The organism is Sphaerisporangium krabiense (assembly GCF_014200435.1).
Classification (GTDB): domain Bacteria; phylum Actinomycetota; class Actinomycetes; order Streptosporangiales; family Streptosporangiaceae; genus Sphaerisporangium; species Sphaerisporangium krabiense.
The window spans coordinates 6036307-6057447 of record NZ_JACHBR010000001.1; the positions used below are offsets into that span (position 1 = coordinate 6036307).

19 protein-coding genes are annotated in these 21141 nt (G+C 71.2%); 9 read left to right on the top strand and 10 right to left on the bottom strand.

Annotation, left to right across the window (positions count from 1 at the left end; all coding sequences use genetic code 11):
- Positions 1-33: 33 nt before the first annotated feature.
- Positions 34-510 carry an ATP-binding protein gene (locus BJ981_RS26420; protein ID WP_184614768.1) on the top strand — a complete coding sequence of 159 codons (477 nt, stop codon included), beginning with the start codon at positions 34-36 and terminating at the stop codon, positions 508-510.
- Positions 511-535: 25 nt separating this feature from the next.
- Here the strand turns inward: BJ981_RS26420 and BJ981_RS26425 are convergent, their stop codons facing one another.
- On the bottom strand, positions 536-1516 hold the full coding sequence (locus BJ981_RS26425; RefSeq protein WP_184614770.1) for a helix-turn-helix transcriptional regulator: 981 nt from the start codon (positions 1514-1516) through the stop codon (positions 536-538).
- Positions 1517-1644: 128 nt separating this feature from the next.
- Here BJ981_RS26425 and BJ981_RS26430 point away from each other — a divergent pair, with 128 nt between their 5' ends.
- From BJ981_RS26430 to BJ981_RS26440, 3 genes are read left to right on the top strand one after another with little or no spacing between them, the layout of a single operon-like run.
- Positions 1645-3249 carry a peptide ABC transporter substrate-binding protein gene (locus tag BJ981_RS26430; RefSeq protein ID WP_184614772.1) on the top strand — a complete coding sequence of 535 codons (1605 nt, stop codon included), beginning with the start codon at positions 1645-1647 and terminating at the stop codon, positions 3247-3249.
- A 31-nt stretch (positions 3250-3280) separates the two neighbouring features.
- Positions 3281-4207, top strand: a complete 927-nt coding sequence (locus tag BJ981_RS26435) for an ABC transporter permease (protein WP_184614774.1) — start codon at positions 3281-3283, stop codon at positions 4205-4207.
- Positions 4200-5108: an ABC transporter permease gene (locus BJ981_RS26440; protein ID WP_239139783.1), complete on the top strand. Its 909-nt coding sequence runs from the start codon at positions 4200-4202 to the stop codon at positions 5106-5108. The genes BJ981_RS26435 and BJ981_RS26440 overlap by 8 nt, the downstream gene beginning before the upstream one ends.
- 14 nt (positions 5109-5122) lie before the next feature.
- Here the strand turns inward: BJ981_RS26440 and BJ981_RS26445 are convergent, their stop codons facing one another.
- Positions 5123-5596: a cellulose binding domain-containing protein gene (locus tag BJ981_RS26445; RefSeq protein WP_184614775.1), complete on the bottom strand. Its 474-nt coding sequence runs from the start codon at positions 5594-5596 to the stop codon at positions 5123-5125.
- Between the two features lie 441 nt (positions 5597-6037).
- On the opposite strand from BJ981_RS26445, the gene BJ981_RS26450 reads away from it, so the two are divergent.
- Entirely contained in the window at positions 6038-7369 is a 1332-nt protein-coding gene (locus tag BJ981_RS26450; protein ID WP_184614777.1) for a trypsin-like serine protease, read from the top strand.
- Here BJ981_RS26450 and BJ981_RS26455 read toward each other — a convergent pair.
- Positions 7362-8219 (bottom strand): hypothetical protein, encoded by an 858-nt coding sequence (locus BJ981_RS26455; RefSeq protein WP_184614779.1) that lies wholly within the window; start codon positions 8217-8219, stop codon positions 7362-7364. The genes BJ981_RS26450 and BJ981_RS26455 overlap by 8 nt on opposite strands.
- Positions 8220-8329: 110 nt before the next feature.
- Positions 8330-9676: an acyltransferase family protein gene (locus tag BJ981_RS26460; RefSeq protein WP_184614781.1), complete on the bottom strand. Its 1347-nt coding sequence runs from the start codon at positions 9674-9676 to the stop codon at positions 8330-8332.
- A gap of 96 nt (positions 9677-9772) precedes the next feature.
- On the opposite strand from BJ981_RS26460, the gene BJ981_RS26465 reads away from it, so the two are divergent.
- The gene (locus BJ981_RS26465; RefSeq protein ID WP_184614782.1) at positions 9773-10342 is read left to right on the top strand and encodes a DUF4166 domain-containing protein; all 570 of its coding nucleotides are present in this window, start codon (positions 9773-9775) and stop codon (positions 10340-10342) included.
- A gap of 204 nt (positions 10343-10546) precedes the next feature.
- Entirely contained in the window at positions 10547-11161 is a 615-nt protein-coding gene (locus tag BJ981_RS26470; protein ID WP_184614784.1) for a fasciclin domain-containing protein, read from the top strand.
- A 45-nt stretch (positions 11162-11206) separates the two neighbouring features.
- On the opposite strand, the gene BJ981_RS26475 is transcribed toward BJ981_RS26470, so the two are convergent.
- Positions 11207-11938, bottom strand: a complete 732-nt coding sequence (locus tag BJ981_RS26475) for a DUF899 domain-containing protein (protein WP_204070758.1) — start codon at positions 11936-11938, stop codon at positions 11207-11209.
- A gap of 592 nt (positions 11939-12530) precedes the next feature.
- Here BJ981_RS26475 and BJ981_RS26480 point away from each other — a divergent pair.
- Entirely contained in the window at positions 12531-12995 is a 465-nt protein-coding gene (locus BJ981_RS26480) for a fasciclin domain-containing protein (protein WP_204070759.1), read from the top strand.
- A 31-nt stretch (positions 12996-13026) separates the two neighbouring features.
- Here the strand turns inward: BJ981_RS26480 and BJ981_RS26485 are convergent, their stop codons facing one another.
- The gene (locus tag BJ981_RS26485) at positions 13027-14202 is read right to left on the bottom strand and encodes a TDT family transporter (RefSeq protein WP_184614790.1); all 1176 of its coding nucleotides are present in this window, start codon (positions 14200-14202) and stop codon (positions 13027-13029) included.
- 70 nt (positions 14203-14272) lie between these two features.
- On the opposite strand from BJ981_RS26485, the gene BJ981_RS26490 reads away from it, so the two are divergent.
- Complete coding sequence (locus BJ981_RS26490; protein ID WP_184614792.1) at positions 14273-15220, top strand: LysR family transcriptional regulator; 948 nt, start codon at positions 14273-14275, stop codon at positions 15218-15220.
- A gap of 46 nt (positions 15221-15266) precedes the next feature.
- On the opposite strand, the gene BJ981_RS26495 is transcribed toward BJ981_RS26490, so the two are convergent.
- From BJ981_RS26495 to BJ981_RS26510, 4 genes are all read right to left on the bottom strand, one after another.
- The gene (locus tag BJ981_RS26495; RefSeq protein ID WP_184614794.1) at positions 15267-15434 is read right to left on the bottom strand and encodes a hypothetical protein; all 168 of its coding nucleotides are present in this window, start codon (positions 15432-15434) and stop codon (positions 15267-15269) included.
- Positions 15435-15502: 68 nt separating this feature from the next.
- Positions 15503-16423, bottom strand: a complete 921-nt coding sequence (locus tag BJ981_RS26500) for a Clp protease N-terminal domain-containing protein (protein WP_184614796.1) — start codon at positions 16421-16423, stop codon at positions 15503-15505.
- 83 nt (positions 16424-16506) lie between these two features.
- Positions 16507-20781, bottom strand: coding sequence for a trypsin-like peptidase domain-containing protein (locus BJ981_RS26505; protein WP_307837861.1), 4275 nt, complete (start codon positions 20779-20781; stop codon positions 16507-16509).
- Positions 20778-21089 (bottom strand): trypco2 family protein, encoded by a 312-nt coding sequence (locus BJ981_RS26510; protein ID WP_204070760.1) that lies wholly within the window; start codon positions 21087-21089, stop codon positions 20778-20780. Before BJ981_RS26510 ends, BJ981_RS26505 begins: the two co-directional genes overlap by 4 nt.
- Positions 21090-21141: the final 52 nt, after the last annotated feature.

Sequence of the window (21141 nt, forward strand, 5' to 3'; positions counted from 1 at the left end):
ATCGGTGCGAGCAGATCACTCACCGGGGGTCGCATGACTTCATCACCGTACGGCAGGACGGGATCGGACAGTGACCGGGTGCTCCACCTGGCGGGGGACCCCGACGCGGTCGCGAGGGCCCGGCGGCTGGTGTCCTCCGCCCTGGGCTCGGGGCACCCGCTGCACGACGACTGCGTGCTGCTGACCAGCGAGATCGCCACCAACGCCGTGGTCCACTCCGACTCGGGGGACGGCGGCACGTTCACGCTGAGCGTGTCCTACTCGGCGGAGTGGGTGCGCATAGCCGTCCAGGACGCGGGATCGCTCGACCCGCCCTTCGGCTGGCGTCCCACCTCGCCGCTGGACACCGGGGGCAGGGGACTGCTCCTGCTGGAGGCCCTCGCGCACCGCTGGGGCTTCATCCGTGAGGCCGGAACCAACAACGTCTGGTTCGAGATGCACGTCGACCTGCTGGAGGCCGCGCCCGTGGCTCCACGCGGCGACCAGAAGTCCCTGAGGGTCGCCCGCTAGGCGCCCTCGGGGACCACCCCGCCGGCTACGGCACGTCCACGCGGCACAGGCCCTCGGCCAGCACCTTGGTCGTCAGCCGGGTGCGGCTGTCGCAGCCCAGCTTGGCGAAGATGTGCTCCAGGTGCGTGGTGACCGTCCGGACGCTGAGCACCAGCGCCGCGGCGATCTGCGGGTTGGAGTCGCCGAGGGCGACCCGGGTCAGCACCTCGACCTCCCGGGCCGTCAGGTCGTAGGGGAGCGAGCACGGCCGCTCGGCGATCACCGCTCCCTGGATCGCGCCCCGGAACCCCACCCCCGCCCGGTGGATCCGCACCTCCCGCCACTGCCCCTGGGAGTCGGGCCAGAGCCCGCGCCGCGACAGCTCGCGCGAGTCGATGAAGTCCCGGGCCAGCTCCGCCATGGCCGGTTCGCTCCCGAGGGCCTCCGACGGCGGCCACCCGGCCACCGCCCTGCGCCGCCCGCCGCGCTCGAAGGCGATCGCGTGGAACCCCGCCGGCAGGCCGAGCGGGTCGATCACGCACCGGGTCAGGTCGGTCACGTGCGCCAGCGTGCCCGCGACCGCGCCGATCACCGTGCCCGCCTCGGGCGGCAGCGCGCGGCGGGAGCTCACGTGCAGCAGGCCGGTGTAGCGGTCGGCGGCGCCGCCCACGAACAGCGGCGCGGTCAGGCCGGAGGACCAGCCGTACGGCTCCAGGTGCCTGCGGTAGTAGAGCTCGGTGCCGGGCGCGCCCATGGGCAGCGGTACGCGCGAGGCCATGGCCCGGCGGTAGGAGTCCAGGCGCGCGTACTCCTCGGCCGCGTCGTCGTCCACCCGGGCGTACCCGCAGGACACCAGGCTGCGGTGCCGCCCGGTCGCCGGATCGTAGGCGACGAACTCGTACGCCTCCACGGGAATGATCTCGCGCAGCGCGGTCATCGCGCCGTGCGCCCCGGATCCGCCGGCAACCTGGAACCCCACTTCGGCGAACGCGTGGAGGTGGCGTGCGTTCAGGGTGATGCTGTCCATGGATCCTCCGCGATCAGCTTGCCGGACCGAGATCGCCGGTGGAATACGTAAACCTTCCGATGTAGAGCGTTGCCCCGCTATTTAGCCTCTCCGGCATCACGCCGGAGCGACGGAGAGGCAGAGGAATAGTGACGGTCCTGAACACGGCGCGGGGTGCCGCCGTCCTCCTCGCGGCGGCGCTCGCGCTGAGCGCCTGCGGTGGTTCCGACGGGAAATCCGGCGGCCAGGGGGCACAAGGCGGGGCGAAGGCGTTCTCCGTCGCCCTCAACGAGCCCGACCACCTGACGCCCGGCAACACCTCGAGCAGCTATTCGATCACCGTGCTCCAGGCGCTGTTCGACACGCTCGTCGTCATCGACCCGACCGGCAAGCCCCAGATGCGCGCCGCCGAGTCGGTCACGACCAAGGACCAGAAGACCTGGACCATCAAGATCAGGGCCGGGCAGAAGTTCCACAACGGGGAGCCGGTCACCGCCGAGAGCTTCGCCGACGCCTGGAACGCCACCGCCTACGGCCCGAACGCCTGGACCAACAACTACTACTTCACCGAGTTCGAGGGCTACGACGCCCTCAACCCCGAGGAAGAGGGCGCCAAGCCCTCCACCGACAAGCTGACCGGCCTGAAGGTCGTCGACCCCGCCACGCTCGAGGTCCGCCTCAAGGAGCCCTTCAGCCAGTTCCCGATCACGCTCGCCTACACCGGCTTCGCGCCCATGCCCAAGGCGGCCTTCCAGGACCTCAAGGCCTACGACCAGGCGCCCGTCGGCAACGGCCCCTTCGCCCTCGACGGCGCCTGGGAGCACAACAAGCAGATCAAGCTGAAGAGGTTCGCCGGGTACGCCGGCCCGCGCCCCGCCAAGTCCGACGCCGTCCAGCTCAAGATCTACGCCAGCCGCGACACCGCCTACACCGACCTGCGCGCCGGCAACGTCGACCTGCTGCAGACCATCCCGCCCGCCAGCGCGGGCGAGGCCAAGAAGCTGCTCGGCGACCGTTTCGTGCCCACGGCCAGCGGAACCATGGACTACCTCGGCTTCCCGGTGTTCGACAAGCGCTTCCAGAACGCCGACCTGCGCAAGGCGTTCTCGATGGCGATCGACCGCCAGGCCATCGTGGACGCCGTCTACGACGGCGCGTTCAAGCCGATGGCCTCGCTCGTCGCCCCGCTCGTCCCCGGCTACCGCGAGAACGCCTGCGGCGAGACGTGCGTCTTCGACAAGGCCAAGGCCAAGGCGCTGTACGACGCGGCGGGCGGGTTCTCCGGCACGCTCAACCTCTACTTCTCCAACGCCGACCCGAGCTACGAGCAGTGGATGCAGGCCGTGGCCAACCAGCTCAAGGAGAACCTCGGCGTCGCCGACGTCCGCTTCCGCAAGATCCCGGCCGCCGACTACCTCTCCACGCTGCGCGAGAAGAAGGAGGACGGGCCGTACCGCAACAACTGGGTCATGGACTACCCCAGCCCGCAGAACTACCTGCAGAACATGTGGGGCGACGGCAACCGCATGGGCTGGGACAGCAAGGAGTTCCGCGACCTGATCGGCAAGGCCAACGCCGCCCCGAGCATGGAGGCCAGCATCCCGCTCTACCAGCAGGCCGAGGACATCGCGCTGCGCGAGATGCCGATGATCCCGCTGTGGAACTGGCAGGACCAGGCCGGCTACTCCAGCAAGATCTCCGACGTCCACATCGACGCCTACAGCCCGAACCTCGACACGATCACGGTCAAGTAGAGATGCCCGGTCCGCGGCGCGGGGGACGGCCGTGAGGTACGCCCTCACCCGGCTCCTCCAGGCCGTCCCGGTCTTCGTGGCCACGACCTTCCTGATCTACTTCATGGTGTGGTCCCTGCCGGGCGACCCGATCGTCGCCCTGGCCGGGGACAAGCCGCTGCCGGAGAGCGTCCTGCGCTCGCTGCGCGAGCACTACCACCTCGACGAGCCGCTGATCGTGCAGTACGGCCTCTACATGGCCGGGGTGTTCCTGCGCGGCGACCTCGGCGAGACGTTCACCGGGCAGCCGGTCGGCGAGCTGCTCCAGGACCGCTGGGCGGTGACCGCGCAGCTCGCGCTCACCGCCTGGGTCTTCGAGCTGGTCGTCGGCATCGCGCTCGGCGTCGTCGCCGGCCTGCGCCGGGGCCGGCTGGCCGACACGGCGGTGCTGGCCGGGACGACGTTCGTCATCGCCGTCCCGGTCTTCGTCGTCGGCTACACCGCCCAGATCGTCCTCGGCCTGAACCTGGGCCTGTTCCCCACCGCGGGCACCGACCAGGGCTGGCCGGGCAGCTACCTGCTGCCCGGCATGGTGCTCGGCTCGTTCGGCCTCGCCTACGTCGCCCGGCTGACCAGGACCAGCGTCGTGGAGAACCTGCGCGCCGACTACGTGCGCACCGCCACCGCCAAGGGCCTGCGCCGCTCCCGGGTCATCGGCAGGCACGCCCTGCGCAACTCGCTGATCCCGGTCGTCACCTACCTGGGCGTCGACTTCGGCAACCTCATGGCGGGCGCGGTCGTCACCGAGGGCATCTTCAACCTGCCCGGCATCGGCCAGCAGGTCTTCCAGTCCATCCAGCTCCAGGAGGGGCCCGTCGTGGTGGGCGTCACCACCCTCCTGGTGATGATCTTCATCCTGGCCAACCTGCTCGTCGACCTCCTGTACGGCGTGCTCGACCCGAGGATCCGCCGTGGCTGACCTCAAGGCCGCCCCCGACACCGCCGCGCTCGGGCGCAGGCCGCCGCGCGAGGTGCGGGGCTCGCTCTGGTACGACGCCTGGCTCGACCTGCGCCGCCGCGTCCTGTTCTGGGTCTCGGCCGCCATCCTGCTGCTCGCCTGCGCGATGGCCGCCTTCCCCGCCCTGTTCGCACGGCTCGGCCCGAACGAGCGCTGCGACCTGCGCATGTCCAAGAAGGGCCCGGGCCCGCACGCCCTGTTCGGCTACGACCTCCAAGGCTGCGACTACTGGTCCCAGATCGTGCACGGCACCCGCGCCTCGGTGCTCATCGGCCTGGCCGTCACCGTCTTCGCGCTGCTCATCGCGGTCGTCCTCGGCCTGGTCGGCGGCTACTACGGCGGCGTGTTCGACGCTCTGATCTCCCGGGTGACCGACGTGTTCTTCGGCATCCCCTTCGTCCTCGGCGCGACGGTGGTGCTCGTCGCGTTCCCCGGGCACGGCATCTGGGCGATGACCCTCGTGCTGGTCCTGCTCGGCTGGACGACCATGACGCGGCTGATGCGCGCCCAGGTGATCGCCGTGCGCGACTCCGACTACGTGCAGGCCGCCCGCGCCCTCGGCGCGAGCGACCGCCGCATCATGCTCAAGCACATCCTCCCGAACGCCGTGGCGCCGGTCTTCGTGGTCGCGATGCTGAACATCGGCAACGTCATCTCCGGCGAGGCCACCCTCGACTACCTGGGCGTCGGCCTCCAGTACCCCGACGTCTCCTGGGGCCTCCAGCTCAACGTCGCCCAGACCTTCTTCTCCGAGCACCCCCACCTCCTGGTCTTCCCTGCCCTGTTCCTGACCGCGACCGTCCTCAGCTTCCTGATGCTCGGCGACGTCGTCCGCGACGCCCTCGACCCGAAGCTCCGCTGACGCCGTCGCCGGCGTCAGCGGTAGGTCACGGCGCAGGGCACGCCGTTGAGCGTCAACCCGGTCGGCGGCTCGTTGGCGCCGCTGTAGACGGCGTTGAAGCCGAGCGGGACGGTCTGGCCGGGGTCGACGCGGTGGTGCCCGGGGGCGCTGGACAGCCAGACGGACGGGGGAGCCTGCGACCAGGTCGCGTTCCAGGAGGTGGTGATCCGCTGGTTGCCGGAGAACAACAGGCGCAGCACCCATCCGGCGATCGGGGTGTCGCCCAGGTTGGTGACCTGGAGGCTCGCGGAGAAGCCGGTGCCCCAGTCGTGGGCCGAGTACGTCACCGCGCAGGGCTGGCTCGGCGGGCGCGTCGGCACGGGCGTGGACACCCCGGCCGGCGCCGGTCCGGCGTGGGCGGGGACGCACGACAGCCCCGCGAGCAGGGCGCAGGACGCGGCGAGCAGGGCGGCCGTACGGGCGGTTCCCCGCGATCTGTTCAGGCGCATGAGTCACCTTTCTCGGTTCCTGGGCCGTATCCGCGTGCGGCGAGCGCGGGGAACCGCCGTGCGGATCGGCGGTACGTGGCCGGAGCGTGCCGGCCGGGGAAGAAGGTGGTGCGAAGCAGATCGTCGATCGCCCGACACGTACTGTCAACACCCGTCCCGCCCCCTGGGCCGAGGGGACGGTCTCCGAACACCCCCACCTACTGGTGTTCCCGGCCCTGTTCCTCGGCGGAACCGCCGCATCGAGTCTGCTCGAAAATGCCAGGCGGTGGACTTGGTCACCTGTGTCGTTTCCGTATCGGTCCCGAGTTATCTGGGGAATTGGCCTGGTTGCCGTTTATTCGCTGAGTGTACGTCTTTTCAGGCTGAAACACTAGGTTTGATCTTCTGGTTGCCGTCGCATTGTATGCGAGATGACAATGTTCGCGCGCCTGAGGAGATCCGATGTTGAAAAGGATCCGGCTGGGTCGGCTGCTGATTGCGGCCGTACTCGTGACACCGCTGATCAACCTTACCGCGGGTTCCATTGCGGGTGTCTACGACGATCCCGCTGTGAAACCCGCACCGCCGGTCGAGGCCAAGCCCTTCAGTTATCTCGCGCCAGAGGTTCTCGACGCCATGAAACGGCAGGAACCACTGAAGCGCGCCGCGGAACGCCTCCAGCAGGATTTGGTGAAGCTGCCGGGTGGAGTCAAGCATCCGATAGGTCATGGTTTCGCAGGTGTTGCGCTCTTAGAGGATCGTGTGCGGCTTTGGTGGAAAGGTGCCTTGCCCGAGTCCGTGCGAAGCGCCGTGGAGGAGGCAAGGGTCCACGCGCCCGTAGAAGTGGCGAAGGCGAGATACTCCTCGGCGGAGTTGCAGGCGCAGGCGGAAGGTCTGAAAAAGGAGATGTACGCTGATCCGGACGGGCCCGTTCACATGGTGGGGGTGGCGTCGGACGGCTCCGGACTGTTCGCCGCGGTGGAGAATGCCGCGGCCGCCGACGAGCTCGAAGTCCTGTACCCTGCGATCTCGAAGCTCACCGTGCCTCTCGAACTCAAACGAAGGCCGCGTGTGACCGTCGCGGGCCGGCTCAACGACACGAATCCTTACTACGGCGGCGCCAGGATTCGCGATCGCGACTCGCACTGCGACTCGAGCACCGGTCAGTGTGGCATTCGAATCTCGTGTACGGCGGGATTTCCGGTGCGGTCGACGGGGGGCGGCTACTATCTGGTGACGGCATCGCACTGCGGCTACTCGGGTCAGGTCTGGCAGAACGGCAACGGTAGCTCCACGATAGGATCCGCGGTTCTCGAGAGAACCGACCACGATCTTCTCCTGGTCGCCATGCCGGGTCCGATCACATCGAGTTCCAACGTCATCTGGGACGGAGGTGTGCCGGGCGGCGCCAATACCGCTGCAGAATTCACCAAGCCGATCGCGGGATGGGGCCATGTCACTCCCGGCGAATGGCTGTGCACGTCGGGTTCCTTCAGTGGAGCGGTGTGCCTGTGGCAGGTTCAGTCGAACTTCCCGGTGAGCTACTGCGCTCGCGATAGCTGGGGGACCTACGAATGCATGGGCGACATGTTCGCCGCAGACCAGGTGAACGGCGTGCGCGGATGTCGCGCGGGTGACAGCGGTGGCCCGGTGTTCGGCCTCAATGCCGACAGCACTCGTGTGATCGCGAAAGGAATAATGAGCGGATGTGACGAACAAAACGGAGGAGACTACGTGGTGTTCCAGGACTGGTACACCGTTGTCAATGATTTCGGGGTGAATGTGATCAACTAGCGGTCGGCGACGGCCTCGGTGTTCCCAGGCTCGGCCAGGGCGCGAGATGCGTCCCGGCCGAGCCGGTCGGCGTCACCATCACCGGCTGTCCGTATTCATCCGTAAGGACCCGGTTCCCCAGTGGCCTCTTCAAAAGGAGGCGATAGGGGGAGAGTCGCAGATCGGCCGGCACGACACAGCGAGAGTCGCCTGTCCGGGGACGTGATCGGAAGGTGCTCACCGCCACCGCCTGATCGCTCTCGGTCACACGTCGTAAGGCGTCGATGCCGTCACCACCGCACCCACCATGCGGAATCGGGAGCCAAGCGGTGATCGTCGTGCCCGAGGCATCCGCCCGCGCTTCGCTGATCTCGCCGGACGGGCCGACGTGCCTGTCCGGCCAGAACGCCGTCGGAGCCAGTGCCGGCCAACTCAAGGTCCCGCCACCGCGGAGTTCGAAGATCCATGCTGGTAACGCCAACGGGCCACGGTCTGACATGAACGTCGAGTTCGTGAGGTGGAAACCGCTCACCGTGCCCGAGTCCCTCCGGTACCGATCGCCCTCCAGTGCCGTGGTGAGGCGCTGGTACGCCTCACGCGCGGACACCTGCCGCAGCATGGCCGGTCCGTCCGGAAGACCGACCCGGGCCGGGGGTGGCGGGGCCGCGGGCAGGTCCACACTCGGCGACAGGCGTGAGATCGATTTGGCGCCGCCCTCGGAAACGGGCAAGTCGCTCAACAGGAGTATCGGACGCGGCGAAAGGTGCACGGGGAATCGTTCCCAGCGGCGTAGCGTGCTCGACATGTCCGGAACCTGATTCAGCGGGCCGGCGGCCGAGGAGAACGCGATCGTCAGCAGCGCGATCGCCATTCCGAACACCGTTCGCGACTTCATATGGTGAGCTCGCCAGTTGTCGGTGATGGTCCCATCGGTACGACGTCTGTTCCGGCTTCGAGGTTGTCTCGTGCGGCGACACAGCCTCACCGGCCCGTACACGATCGGCGGAGGAGGGCCAGGGTGGCGGCGGCGGTCAGATAGGCGGTGAGAGCGGCCAGATGCAGGATGGTGAGGCCATGCGTGACGGGGCCGGCCGCCGCGACGGCGAGCAACGCCGCCACCATCGCGCTGGCGCCGCCGACGGTAAGGAGCGCGGGAGCCGTCCCCCGCACGACGAGCGGGCCCGGGCGGGTGCGGCGCTCCACGCCTCCGAACAGCGCGACCAGTACGGAGAGGATCGCCGTCAGGCAGAGCAGCCACGGGATCCGCAGCAGTACCCACGGCGGCGAGCCCGGCGGGGGCTGGGGCATCAGGTCCGTGCCGTGCAGGGCGAGGGCGCCGATGATCAGGGCCGTCATGTGCCACAGGAAGAGCGTCATGATCACCGAGTTGACGGTGACGACCAGCGTCCACGGGCCGGGGCGTCGCAGCCACCGGTTCCCGCGGTCGTGCAGCCACAACGCGATCCCGGCGTGCGTGGCCGCCAGGGCGAGCAGGGCGAGGGTGGGCGGCGCGGTGTTGTCCACCTCCTGCCCGGCGAACCCGACCATGCTGACCGGGTACGGCCCGGCGACCGTCAGCGCCACCAGCGCGGCGGCGCCGAGCACCGCCATCGGCGCCGCGGCCCGCGCGGGCAGGCGCCCGTCCTGCCAGGCGAACCCCACCTGGTGGACGGTCAGCCACACCAGCAGGTAGTTCACGCTCCCGGCGTACGGGACGCCGAACCCCAGCCGCGCCAGGTCGGCGGCGCCGACCAGCAGCACGAGGACCACCGGCACGGCGAGCCCCGCCCGGCGGTGCAGCGCGTGCATGGGCGGGGTGAGGACGACCACCACGATGTAGACCACCAGGAACCACAGCGGGATCATCGCCAGCCAGACCGCCAGTCCGACCAAGGACGGCGCCACGCCCGCGAGCGTCGCGACGCCCGCCGCGACCGCGAGCGCGCACAGCAGCGCCGTGGTCGGCCGGACCAGCCGGGCGGTCCTGCCGAGCAGCCACCCGGTGAGGTCGCCGCCGCGCCGCAGGTGCGCGGTGAGGGACGCGGCGTTGGCGTACCCGCCGACCAGGAAGAACAGCGGCATGACCTGGAACACCCAGGTCAGCGGCCTGGTCCACGGCACGGTCTCCAGCACGCTGCCGCCGGCGAACCCGGCGGGGCCGTGGGTCACCGAGACCACCAGCCAGTGCCCGGCGACGACCGCCGTGATCGCCACGGCTCGCAGCAGGTCGACGTACCGGTCCCGCCGCGCGGGCGTCCGCTCCGCCAGCAGCCGCATCCGCCGCGCCACCCGGACCGGAAGGAACCTCAGGACGCGCCCCTCCGTCATGCTGAGGGCGTCCCCGCTCCGGTCCCGCCGAATCAGCCCCCGGCGGGGCGCGGGGAATGCATCCTCGTGGAGGGATTCCGGCGGACGGAGTGCGGTGTGGCGGACGAGGCGCATGCGTGGATGCGGCGGTTCCATCTAGGGCAGGAGAGCGTCGCCGGGAGCGGCGTGCTGGAGGTGCGCCGTGGTCCCGGGGCGCTCGGCAGGTTCGTGTGCGTTCTGCTGCGCCTGCCCCGGACCGGTGCGGCGGTACCGGTGCGGGTTCGGGTGCTCCGCCGTGCCGTGGGCGTGGGAGGGCGTCTGGAGGAGCGATGGGTGCGCCGGGTCGGGGGGCGTGCGCTGGTCAGCGTGCAGACCCGGGTGGGTGAGCGGGCCTGCGAGCGGCACGGGCCGGTGGAGATCCGCACCCGTACCACCCTCGCGGACCAGGGGATCGAGGTCGTGCAGGAGGAGGCGGTGCTGCGCGCGGGCCGCCTCCGGGTGCGGGTGCCGGAGCTGCTGGCGCCCCGGGTGGCGGCGCGGGCATGGGTCGAGCCGGACGACCGCGCCCGGCGCCCGCCGCGCTTCCACGTCGAGGTGCGGGTCACGCTGCCGGTCGCCGGGCGGGTGCTGACCTACCGGGGGTATCTGGCCGAGGAGCCCGGCGCGAACGACGTGACGGTTTCCTGACCTGGTCTTGTGCGCTTTCGCGCCTGCCGAGGGTTTGAATTCGACCGTTATCCCAATATGGGGATACTTGGTGATATGTCGCCCTGCTGATATGGGGCGAGCGCGTCCGCGTGGAAACAACCGGATAGTCGGCCCTGTGGCAGCCCATGCCTGACGGCCGCCCCTCAGCGCAGGAAAAGTCAGGAAGAAAAGGGGGACAGGCGGATGAACGCTGGTCTTCTCGCGCTTCCGATCGCGGCGGTTCTGTCGCTGCCCGCCGCGCAGCCCGTCTCCGCCGCGCGGCCTGTGGCCGGCGGGGGGTCCGCGTCCGCCGGGTGGCACGCCGTCGTGGCGGCCCCGGTGGCGTCCGCGCCCGTGGGACCCGCGTGCAAGACGCTGCCGCAGTCCGGCAGGGGCAGCGTCACCGAACTGGGCAGGCTGCGGGTCGACACGGCCATCGCGCACTCTCCCGACCTGTCGACGCTCAACCAGGCGATCCAGGCGGCGGGACTGGCGCACAAGCTGAACACCGCCAAGAACATCACCGTGTTCGCTCCCACCGACGAGGCGTTCAAGAAGCTCGGCAAGCGCAAGCTGGACAAGCTGCTCGCCGACAGGAACGCCCTGACCCAGGTGCTCACCTATCACGTGGTGCAGGGCCGTAAGACGCCCAAGGATCTCAAGAAGGGCGAGTTCCCCACGGTCGAAGGGGCCAAGATCACCACAAAGGGCTCCGGTGACAAGCTCAAGGTCGACAAGGCCAAGGTCGCCTGCGGGGACATCCGCACCCGCAACGCCAACCTCTACGTCATCGACGCGGTCCTGACGCCCAAACGCTGACCGGCCCTCGGGCGGCGCGTGGACGCCGCCGAGGGAGGCCGCGCGTCAGTGGCAGGCGTGCGGGGCGGGGGCGTCGTAGGTGTCGTGGTGGGGGAACTCGTTGACGTACTTCTGCCGGCCGAGGGGCGTCAGGTCCAGGTAGTTGTACGTCGTCAGCAGCAGGTCAGGGCCCCGGCCGTAGGTCGAGTAGGTGTGGAAGACGCGGTCGCCGTCCCGCAGGAAGACGCTGATGCCGTGCGCGTCCTGGCCCTTGGCGACGAAGAAGCCGAGGCCCTTGCCCTCCAGCGTCTCCTTGTCCATGTAGTTGTACTCGGCCGGCGCGACGTCCTCGTCCGCGGTGACGTGGAAGTCGTAGTTGAAGTCGCTCGCGTGCGAGGAGTACCACGGCAGCGTCCAGCCCATGCGCGCGCGGAAGCGCTCGAGGCTCGCGAGCGGGGCCCGGGAGACCAGGGCGAGGGTCGTGTCGCAGCCGTGCAGGTGACGGACGTCGCCGACGTTGTCCACCAGGAACGAGCAACTCGTGCAGCCCAGGTCGCTGTCGTGCATCCACATGAAGTGGTAGGTCAGGAGCTGGCGGCGGCCCTCGAACAGGTCGAGCAGGCGGGCCTTGCCGTCCGGGCCCTCGAACACGTAGTCCTTGGTGATCTCCACCATGGGCAGCGCGCGGCGCCGGGCGGCGACGGCGTCCCTGGCGCGCGTCAGTTCCTTCTCCTGTGCCAGCAGCTCCCGGCGAGCGGCGAGCCACTCCGCGCGCGACACGATCGACGGTGTCTCCACCGGTCCTCCCAATGATCCGAAGCATGATCCGACGCGGACGGCCCCCGGCGCGTACCGGCCTACGCCATGCTCGCGCACGCGCGCGGACCGTGCCAGGACGCTCCGGGGCGCGCGGGGCCGTTCTGGGGTGTACGTGGGGCGGGACGTCTGGTACGCGGCGCGGACGGATCTCCGTGCCCCTGTCCGCCCATGCCCGCCGGCCCGGCGTCCATGCGGGACGTTTGTCGCATGTCTTCCGCGGCATGGGGAGCGGTCGCGGGGGCTCGGCGATAATGAGAAGGGTCGCCGTGCGCGGAGGCGCCCGCCCCACGTGCGGACCTTTTCGACCGGGCCGCCCTGGGGGAGGGCCCTGGCGCAAGGGGGCAATCCCATGAAAACCCGTCTTCTCGCCCTTCCGATCGCGGCCACGCTCTCGCTCACGGCCGCCGCCTACGGCACGCAGTCGTCCGGACGGCAACCGTCCCCGACGGCCTCTCCGACGGGGTCCCCGACCGGGTCTCCGACGGGCTCCCCGACGGGGTCGCCCACGGGCTCCCCGACCGGGTCCCCCACGGGCTCCCCGACGGGATCTCCGTCGCCGGCCTCCTCGCCCGTGGGTCCCGGCTGCGGGGCGCTGCCGAAGTCCGGCCCGGGCAGCCCGGCCCAGCTCGCCGGGGAACCGCTGGTCACCGCGGCCTCGCACATCCCGCAGCTGTCCAGCCTGGTCGCCGCGGTGAAGAAGGCGGGCCTGGAGGACGCCGCCAACTCGGCCACCGACATCACGGTGTTCGCGCCCACCGACGACGCCTTCGCCAAGATCCCCAAGGACAAGCTCAACCGGCTCGAACAGGACAAGCAGCAGCTCGCCCGGGTGCTCGCCCACCACATCGTCGAAGGCCGCAAGACACCCGCCGACCTGAAGCGCGGCAACCTCGTGACCTTGGACAGCGGCAGGCTGAACACCGGTGAGTCCAACGGGACCTACACCGTCGACGGCGCCAAGGTCGTGTGCGGCAACATCCAGACCCGCAACGCGACCATCTACATGATCGACTCGGTGCTCAAGTCGGGCGGCTAGCCGCCCTGCGGGTCTGCCCCGAGTCATGCCCCTAGGGGGACGGACGGGCCGCGGGCGGGGCCGGCAGGAAGAGCGTTCCGCGCGCGGCGGCGGCGGCCGTGCGCGGGGCGACGGTGAGCCAGGCGGCCAGCAGGCACGCGTAGAGGATCACGGCCGTGGCCTGGAGGACGACCGACCCGGTGATCGCCGCCAGGGCGCTGGTGCCGGTCACGCAGGTGCCGAGGGGGAAGGTGAAGCTCCACCAGGTGAGGGAGAAGGGCAGGTGCTCCCGGACGGTCCGCGCGGTGACGGCGGCGGCCAGGGCCGTCCACGCCATCGCGAAACCCCAGGTGGGCAGGCCGTAGAGCAGTCCGAAGGCGCGGGCGGCGGCGGCGTAGGGGGCGGGCAGCGCGAGCGCGGCGACGCCGCCGAGCAGGTTGGCCGCCGTCACCGACTGGCCGAGCGGTCCAAGGACGATCCACAGCGTGGGCACCATGGCCGCGGGGCCGACCGTGTGGTGGACGAGCCGGGTCCAGATCTGGGTGATGATCACCAGGGCGGCGAAGGCGCTGATGCCGAACATCGCGTAGCAGGCGAGCACCAGGGTCAGCCGCGTCTGTCCCGCCGTCGCGTACGGGACGAGCAGGGCTCCGGTGGAGGCGGACACCATCGGCGGCACCACCGGCATCAGCCACCCGCCGAAGGCCGCGTCCGCCGCGAACGTGTGGCGGGACATCATCCGGTAGGGGATCGACACGCTGGTGACCAGGCCCAGCAGGGTTCCCGCCGACCACAGGACGACGTCCACGGCCAGGGCGGCGGGAAGTCCGATCCAGTCGCGTCCCAGCGTGAGGGTGCCCGCGCCGACCGTGAGCAGGGCCATCGCGGGCGCTCCCCAGAAGTGGGCCATCACCGGATGGGCCGCGTGCGCCCTGGCCTCGGCGCGATGGCGCCTCCAGTGGACGGACCTGGCGGCGGTGAGCGTCACCAGCAGGAGCCCCGACAGCGCCCAGACCACGGTGGCGGCCGTCCGCATGCCCGTCACCCGCACCGGCAGCGTCGCCGCCGCGTTCGCCACGATGCCCGTCCCCATGACGGAGGCGTACCAGTTGGGACCGAGGTGCCGGAACAGGTCGGCCGGGCGTTCCAACTCGCGCAGCAGCCCGAACGGGAGCCGCGCGCCGTGGGAGTGCCCGGCACGGGTGGGGAGCAAGGTGACAGACGACATGGATCCACCCTGGTCAGGACGTAACGGACTCGGTAGGGGCCGATTTCGGATGGACCCATAGACTGCGTCTATGACTTTGCCGAGCCGGGTCAGCGACCTCGCTCCCTTCGACCTGCTGCTCTCCGTCGCCCGGCTCGGCAGCGTCGGGGCCGCGGCGCGCGCCCACGGCATCTCCCAGCCGACGGCGAGCGCGCGGATCAGCGGCATGGAGCGGCGCCTCGGGATCGCGTTGATCAAGCGCTCCGCCCGGGGTTCACGCCTCACCGACGAGGGCGCCCTCGTCGCCGACTGGGCCCGCGCCGCCGTGGAGGCCGCCTGGTCGCTGGACGCCGGGATCACCTCGCTGCGCGGCGTCCGCGACGACCGGCTCCCGGTGGCCGCGAGCCTCACCGTCGCCGAGTACCTCCTGCCCCGCTGGCTCGCCGCCCTGCGCGCGTCCGCCCCTGACACCTCGGTGGCGCTGACGGCGGGCAACTCCGGCGACGTCGCCGCCGCCGTGCTGAGCGGCGCGGCGCCGATCGGCTTCATCGAGAGCCCCGACGTGCCCGAGGGGTTGCGCTCCCGCGCGGTGGGCCACGACACGCTGACGGTCATCGTCGCCCCCGGCCACCCGTGGGCCCGTCGCCGCTCCGGGATCACCCCGGAGGAGCTCGCGGCCACCCCGCTGGTCAGCCGCGAGCGCGGCTCGGGGACGCGCCGCCACCTCGAACTGGCCCTGCGGAGCCGTACCGGCCGTCCCCTCGCGGAGCCGCTGCTGGAGCTGTCGTCCACCACCGCCATCAAGGCCGCCGTCGCCGAACGCGTGGGCCCGGCGGTGCTCAGCTCTCTGGCGGTGGCGGGCGAACTGGCCGGCAGGACCGTCGTGTCGGTGCCGGTCGTGGACGTCGACCTCCATCGCACGCTGCGGCTCGTGCACCCCTCGGGCCGCGCGCTCACGGGTGTCGCCGCGCGGCTCGCCGAGATCGCCGCGCGTTCCGCTCGGCACGCCCCGCCCGCGAACGGGTCCGCACCTGGGTGAAAGCCCACCCGGCCGGCCCGCCGTGCCGCGGGGGAGCGTGCGGTGGTCAGCGCAGGAGGGACAGGAGCGGGTGCAGGGCCACCAGCCAGAATCCCGCGACGGCCACCACGGTGAGCGCCACCCGGGCGGTGGGCCCGGGGGAGCCCCCCGGCGGACCGCTCCCGGCGCGAGCGGGCCCGCGCATGGCGGGGCTCATGCGACGCTCGAGGTTCATCTGGTGCGTACCCGGGGCCGTGCGGCGGGCCTCCGGATCTTCATCCGATGCCTCGGCGACGCGCCGGGTCATTCGGCGCTTGGTGCGCCGAGGGTGCGCTCCAGGCGTTCGACGCGCTCGATGAGCGGCCGCACCTGCTCCTGTACCACCGCGGCGATCAGCTGCGCGGGATCCGCCCCGGCGCCGGATGCCGCGCCTGGCGCCACGGCCGATGCCGCGCCCGGCCCCGCGGCCGGCCGGGCGGACGCTCCGGCGGCGGGTGCCGCGGAGGGCTGCGGTCCCGCGCCGGACGTCTGGGCGCGCAGGTGGACGTAGCCCGCCAGGGCCGCCGTGACCGCCCGGCGTGTCAGCCGCGGCTCCGCGCCGAGCTCGCGCAGCACCTGCCCGGCGGTGCCGTCGGGCTCGGCGACCAGGCCGAGCAGCAGGTGCTCGCAGCCGACGTAGTTGTGGCCGAACGAGGTGGCCTCGGTGACCGCGAGCTCCATCGCGCCGGCCGCCGCCGCGCTGAAGTGCCGTGACACCCGGTCCTCCGAACCGCCGCCCACGCCGGAGAGCCGTGACGCCTCCTCGCCCGTGCCGGAGCGCACGGCCGTTCCGGCGGGGCCGTCCGGTTCGGCGTCGGGCCGGCGTTCCAGGGCGCGCCGGACGGCGGCGGGGTCGATGTCGATGGCGCGCAGGACGTGGAGCGCCAGGTTGGTGCCCTCGTCGATCATGCCGGCGAGCAGGTCGCCGGTGCCGACGGACGGCCGGTCGGCGGCGCTCGCCCGGTCGATGGCCAGCTTGAGCACGGCGTGGGTGCGGGGGGTGAAATGCGGCAGCCGGTCGCTCAGGTCGTCGGCCGACAGCTCGCCGAGCGCGGTCTGCCGGATGGCGGTGACCCGGCGCACCGCCTGCTCCAGCGCCCGCTGGCAGACCGCGGAGACGGGCACACCCGCGTCCTTGACCGCCTCGGCGAGCTCGTCGGGCACGTACACGTTGATCTTGGGCATGAGGATACTCCTGATCCCGAGCATGGGGTCATGATGGGGTTACCTCATACTTATACACCCATTGGGGTTAGAGCCGCTAGTTCCTATACCCCCATCGCATCAGGCGCTGCCGGAGGGCCAAGACGTGGCCGGGGAGGCGAGCCGGCGGTCCCGTCCGCCTCTGCGGGCGGGCGGGCCCGGTTCCCGCCGCCGGCGAGCAGCTCGTCGGCGACCAGGGGGAGCGCCCGCGGCTCCGTCGCGTGCAGTGTCTCCAGGGCCGCCGTCCAGGCCGGGCCACTCAGCACGCGCGCCAGCAGCCGCCGGGACCGGGCCGGCTCGACGATCCTGGACAGGGCCACCAGGATCTGCGCCTGCCGGTCCGCGTCCTCGATCTCGGTGGCCAGCTTCTCGATCCGGTCCGCCAGGTCGCGGGCGGCGGACGGCCCGGCGCTGTCCACGATGGCCCGCAGCAGGTCGACGAAGGCCCTGAGCTGCGACTCGGGATGGGTGATGCGCTGGGGGACCAGCAGCGACTCCGCGCGCCGCGCCGCCTCCGCCACCGTGTCCTTCCCGCCAGGGGCGGCCCTGACCAGCACCGCGAGCGCCTGAGCCATGTGGTCGGCGGTCGGAATCTCCTTCACGGCGATGCGGAGTGCGGCGGGCACCTTGCCACGCTCGGCGAGCGCCGTCACGACCGCGACGTACGCGCGTGCTCGGATGGCCGTCGCTTCGATCTCCTTGACCAGGCTCAGGGCATCTCCCACGTGCCCGAGAGAGGCGCGCGCGACCGCCACGTCGCGCAGCGCGTCGGCCGACAGATCAGGAAAGGGGATGCCACGGGCCAGCCGCTTGGCCTCGCGCAGCCGGCCCGCACCGACGAGCGCCTTCGCCAAGGCGGTCACCAGCCTGGCCTTCCTGCCCTCATCCCGCATCTGCTCGGCCAGCTTCCCGGCTTCCTCCAGCAGCGTGTGGCGGGTCGCTGGGTCGCTCGCCGCGGCCACGGCGAGCAGCGCGTTCGCGCGGTGGTCCGCCGACAGCCTGCGCGCCAGCTTCTCGGCCCGTGGGAGCGACCCTCTGGCGGCCATGAGCCGGATCAGGTCGACCCGGGCCTTGTCCCGCCGATCGGCGTGCGGGATCTTCCGCGCCACATCGAAGGCCCGGTCCATGTCGGGGATCTTCTCCACCACCATGGCCAGCGCCCTCGCCCGTGGTTCCGGGGCGGGCAACGACAGAGCCAGCTTCTCGGCGCGGTCGAGCTCTCCCTGGGCGGCGAGCCCCTTGGCGACCCACACCATCGCTCTGGCCTGGTTCTGCGCGCCCTGGATCCGGCGGCGGACCACGGACTCGGCCCGAGCGGGGTCCCGGCCGGCGATCAGCCGCACCAGGTCGCCGAGCACCCTCGTCCTGACGTCCCTGTCGCCGGTCACGCGGGCCAGCGCCTCGGCGCGGTCCCAGTCCCCGGCGGCGGCGAGCGTTTCCGCGACGGGCACGAGCACCTGCGGCGGCCAGGCTTGGGCCTGCGGGCGCGCCAGTTCCTCCGCCCTTTCGGCCAGGGCGCGCGCCCGATCGCGATCCGGCACCGCCCCCGCCACCGCGACGAGCGCCTGAACCCTGTGGTAGGGGCTCTCTATCGAGTCGATCACCGTGTCGGCTTCGGGATCCGCGCAGGCGCCGAGGACCCCGGCCACGGCGACCATCGCCCGCGCACGCCGCCCTTTGTCATTCAGGTCGCAAGCCAGCGCCTTCGCCTGTCCGGCCAGTTCGAGCGCCCACCGGCGGTCGCCCTGCCTGGCGATCTCCCTGGCCACGATGCAGAGCGCGTTCGGGCGCGTGGCGATGAGGGGGACGGCTTCGGCCAGTTCCACGGCAAGCTCCCGATCGCCGGCCGCGCTGACCGTGGCGGCCAGCGCGGTCAGGGCGTGCGCGCGGGAGTAGGAAGTGCGCCCCAGCTCGACCGCCAGGTCCGCGGCCCCTTCCACGTCACCGCAGCAGGCGACGGCCGTCACCAGCGCACCGAGGGCCCGGTCGTGACCGTGCTCGCCGGCGATCGTCTGGACCGCCGCCACGGCGCGCTCCGTGACAGCCGGGATCCGGTCCCGTTCGCCGCCGGCGAGCGCCCTCATGATGTGGCTCAGCGCCCACACCCGCTGCCTCATCAGCGGGATCCGGTCGACCAGGGCCTCCGCCCGCGCCACGTCCCCGCATACGGCGGCGGCCTTCACCACGGCGGTCATGGCCCGGGCCTGCTCGTCCGGGTCGACGACCGAGCGGACGAGCTGCTCCGTCTCGTCGAGGAGGTCGGCGGACCGGCTCGCCTCCGCCACCGCGGCCAGGGCCCGGACCCGCTGCGCGGTCTCCTCGATCGAGCGGGCCAGCCTCTCCGCGGCGCTCACCTCTCCCTGGTCCGCCATCGCCTGCACGACGACTCCCATGGCCGAGCCTCTCTGCTCCATGCCGTCGATGGAGCACGCCACGGATTCCGCCCTGCCCAGGTCGCCCGCCTCCGCCATCGCCTTCGCGACCGCCGACAGAGCCGCAGGGCGCGCGTCCGCGTCGACGATGGAGCCGGCCAGCCTCTCCGCCCGCTCGTGGTCACCGAGCCTGGCCCAGAGAGCGGGCAGCTCGACAGGTGGCGGTGCGGTGGCCCTGCTGAGCTGTTCACGGGCGACGGCCAGGCGCGTCAGGGTCACAAGATCGGGGTCGGGCTCACCGCCGAGCCTCTGCTGGGCGGCCGTGAGCTCCCCGAGGGCGGCCGACTCGCCACCCACGAGGTCGCGCATCCGCTCATGACGGGCACGGTCGAGCGCGTAGTCCACCAGGCGCGCCCGGTCGGTCAGGAGCCGGCCGTACGAGCGGAGGAGGTACGCGGGCGTGCCTGGCGGCCAGCCCTGTTCACGGTAGCGGTCGGCCCACTTGTGGATCAGCCCCCTGTACTGGTCCACCTGCTCGACGAGTTTCTCCTCGGCCCTCCTGTGCAGCGTCTCGTGGGCGTACAGGTAGCCGTCGGCGGTCCGGGTGAAGATCGGGTTCCTGAGCCGGCGGCTGACCTCGTGTCGCCGCGAATCTGTCAGCGTGACGAGATCGTCCAGCGTCAGCGCGCCCTGGGCCGCGGCGACGGCGCCCAGCAGCTCGTCGTTGTCCGCGACTTCGAGTGATCGTACGAACTGGACTTCGACTTCGCTCCGCACGTGTGCGGCGTACGCGTTCGGCAGCAACAACCGGGTACGGCAGTGGCGCAGCGGATGGTCATCCCGCACGTCGGTGGGTATCCCCGGGTGGGGCCGGCCGGTGACGAGCACGCGGACACCCTCCGGCGGATCGCGGGGAAGCAGGGAGGCGATGCTGTGATACGGGTTCGTGTCCTCGTCCAGCCCGTCCACGACCAGTAAGAGGCGCTCGCCCGAGCCCAGGCACCGCCGTGCCGCGTCCTCCAGGACACCGTCCAGCCGGAGCGCGCCGCCAGGAACCTCCGCGATGGCCGCCAGTTGCCCGCCCATGTCCCGGAGGAAGGTGTCGGCGTCGGCTCGGGAGCGGTGGACGAAGAAGGCGGCCACCCTGACCCCGTCCGGCGGGTTGAGGACGAAGGAGGAGACCAGCGCGCTCTTGCCCGCCCAGGCGGGTCCCTGCAGCCAGAGATACGGCTCATCGCCGGCGCAGAAGTCGGCGAGTTCCTTGAGTTCGCGGTCGCGGTCCCGGAGCCCCTCCGCCGGAAGCAGGTCCTGCGCGCCGGCCAGATAGCCGTGGCCTTTCCGCTCGGGAAGCGGGTTCACGCTGGGTGGCTCGCCCGCGTAGCCGATCTGCGCGCGCTGCTCTGGCGTCAGCCGCTCCCAATCGATGAGCTCGGCCGTCAGGTGTGCGGCTCCCTCGCGGGGGTGATTCTTCTGGATGACGCCGACGAGCCGGTCTCGGACGAAGAGCGCGGCGCCCGACATCCCTTCCCAGGGGGAGTTCTCCGTGTTCTCGGCCGGGGGACGGTCGACGGCTACGTGAAGGGTGTTCGTGTAGTGGTTCGACCGCGGCAGGATGGCGCCCGTGACCTGGGCGCTGTCCCGTACGTCTTCCCGCCTCTTCCACCACGGGAAACCGAGAGCCTCACACGGTATCTCGGTGGCGTGGCGCTCCACGAGTCCGTAGCGGACCGGCGGGAGATCTTTCTCCGGCGGGACGCGGAGTGCTGTCAGGTCGCCGACCGTCCACAGCATCTCGGCGGGTACCTCGTGGTCACGGTCGGCGGTGAAACGCGCGCGGACCTCCCGCGCGCCTTTGACCACGTGGTAGGCGGTCAGGACGACCTCTGCGGTCACCCGGTAGCCGGAGCCGAACTTCTTTTCCCCATCCGACAGATCCGCGATGATCTGCCCGGCGCGGTTCTTGCTCAGCGCTCGCCCTCCTCCCCGCGCCCTGAGATGTACAGTGACCTGTCCTCCTGCTTGGTCGGCCCCTTCACCTCGGGCGTGAGGGTGAGCTTCACGCTGTGGGTCTGCACGTCGTTGATCTTGGCGTCGGCGCCGGTCTCCAGCACCCAGATCTTGACCTTGCCGTTCAGCGAGGCCTCACGGGTGACCGCCATCGTCACCTCCAGTTCGATGGGCCCCACCCCGAACTGCAACTGCTCACCGTCGGCGGACTTCATCGCCTTCGTCAACTCGGTGCGCAATTCCTTGATGACGGTCGAAAGCTCAAGCACGGTGGCTCCTGTAACACGGATGGGTCTCGTAGAACCATGCTGGGCAATTTAT

Excerpts from the sequence above, each read along its gene's own strand:
- BJ981_RS26420 (WP_184614768.1), top strand. The coding sequence starts at position 34 with ATGACTTCATCACCGTACGGCAGGACGGGATCGGACAGTGACCGGGTG.
- BJ981_RS26425 (WP_184614770.1), bottom strand. The coding sequence starts at position 1,516 with ATGGACAGCATCACCCTGAACGCACGCCACCTCCACGCGTTCGCCGAA.
- BJ981_RS26445 (WP_184614775.1), bottom strand. The coding sequence starts at position 5,596 with ATGCGCCTGAACAGATCGCGGGGAACCGCCCGTACGGCCGCCCTGCTC.
- BJ981_RS26450 (WP_184614777.1), top strand. The coding sequence starts at position 6,038 with ATGTTGAAAAGGATCCGGCTGGGTCGGCTGCTGATTGCGGCCGTACTC.
- BJ981_RS26455 (WP_184614779.1), bottom strand. The coding sequence starts at position 8,219 with ATGGCGATCGCGCTGCTGACGATCGCGTTCTCCTCGGCCGCCGGCCCG.
- BJ981_RS26460 (WP_184614781.1), bottom strand. The coding sequence starts at position 9,676 with ATGACGGAGGGGCGCGTCCTGAGGTTCCTTCCGGTCCGGGTGGCGCGG.
- BJ981_RS26470 (WP_184614784.1), top strand. The coding sequence starts at position 10,547 with ATGAACGCTGGTCTTCTCGCGCTTCCGATCGCGGCGGTTCTGTCGCTG.
- BJ981_RS26485 (WP_184614790.1), bottom strand. The coding sequence starts at position 14,202 with ATGTCGTCTGTCACCTTGCTCCCCACCCGTGCCGGGCACTCCCACGGC.
- BJ981_RS26490 (WP_184614792.1), top strand. The coding sequence starts at position 14,273 with ATGACTTTGCCGAGCCGGGTCAGCGACCTCGCTCCCTTCGACCTGCTG.
- BJ981_RS26495 (WP_184614794.1), bottom strand. The coding sequence starts at position 15,434 with ATGAACCTCGAGCGTCGCATGAGCCCCGCCATGCGCGGGCCCGCTCGC.
- BJ981_RS26500 (WP_184614796.1), bottom strand. The coding sequence starts at position 16,423 with ATGCCCAAGATCAACGTGTACGTGCCCGACGAGCTCGCCGAGGCGGTC.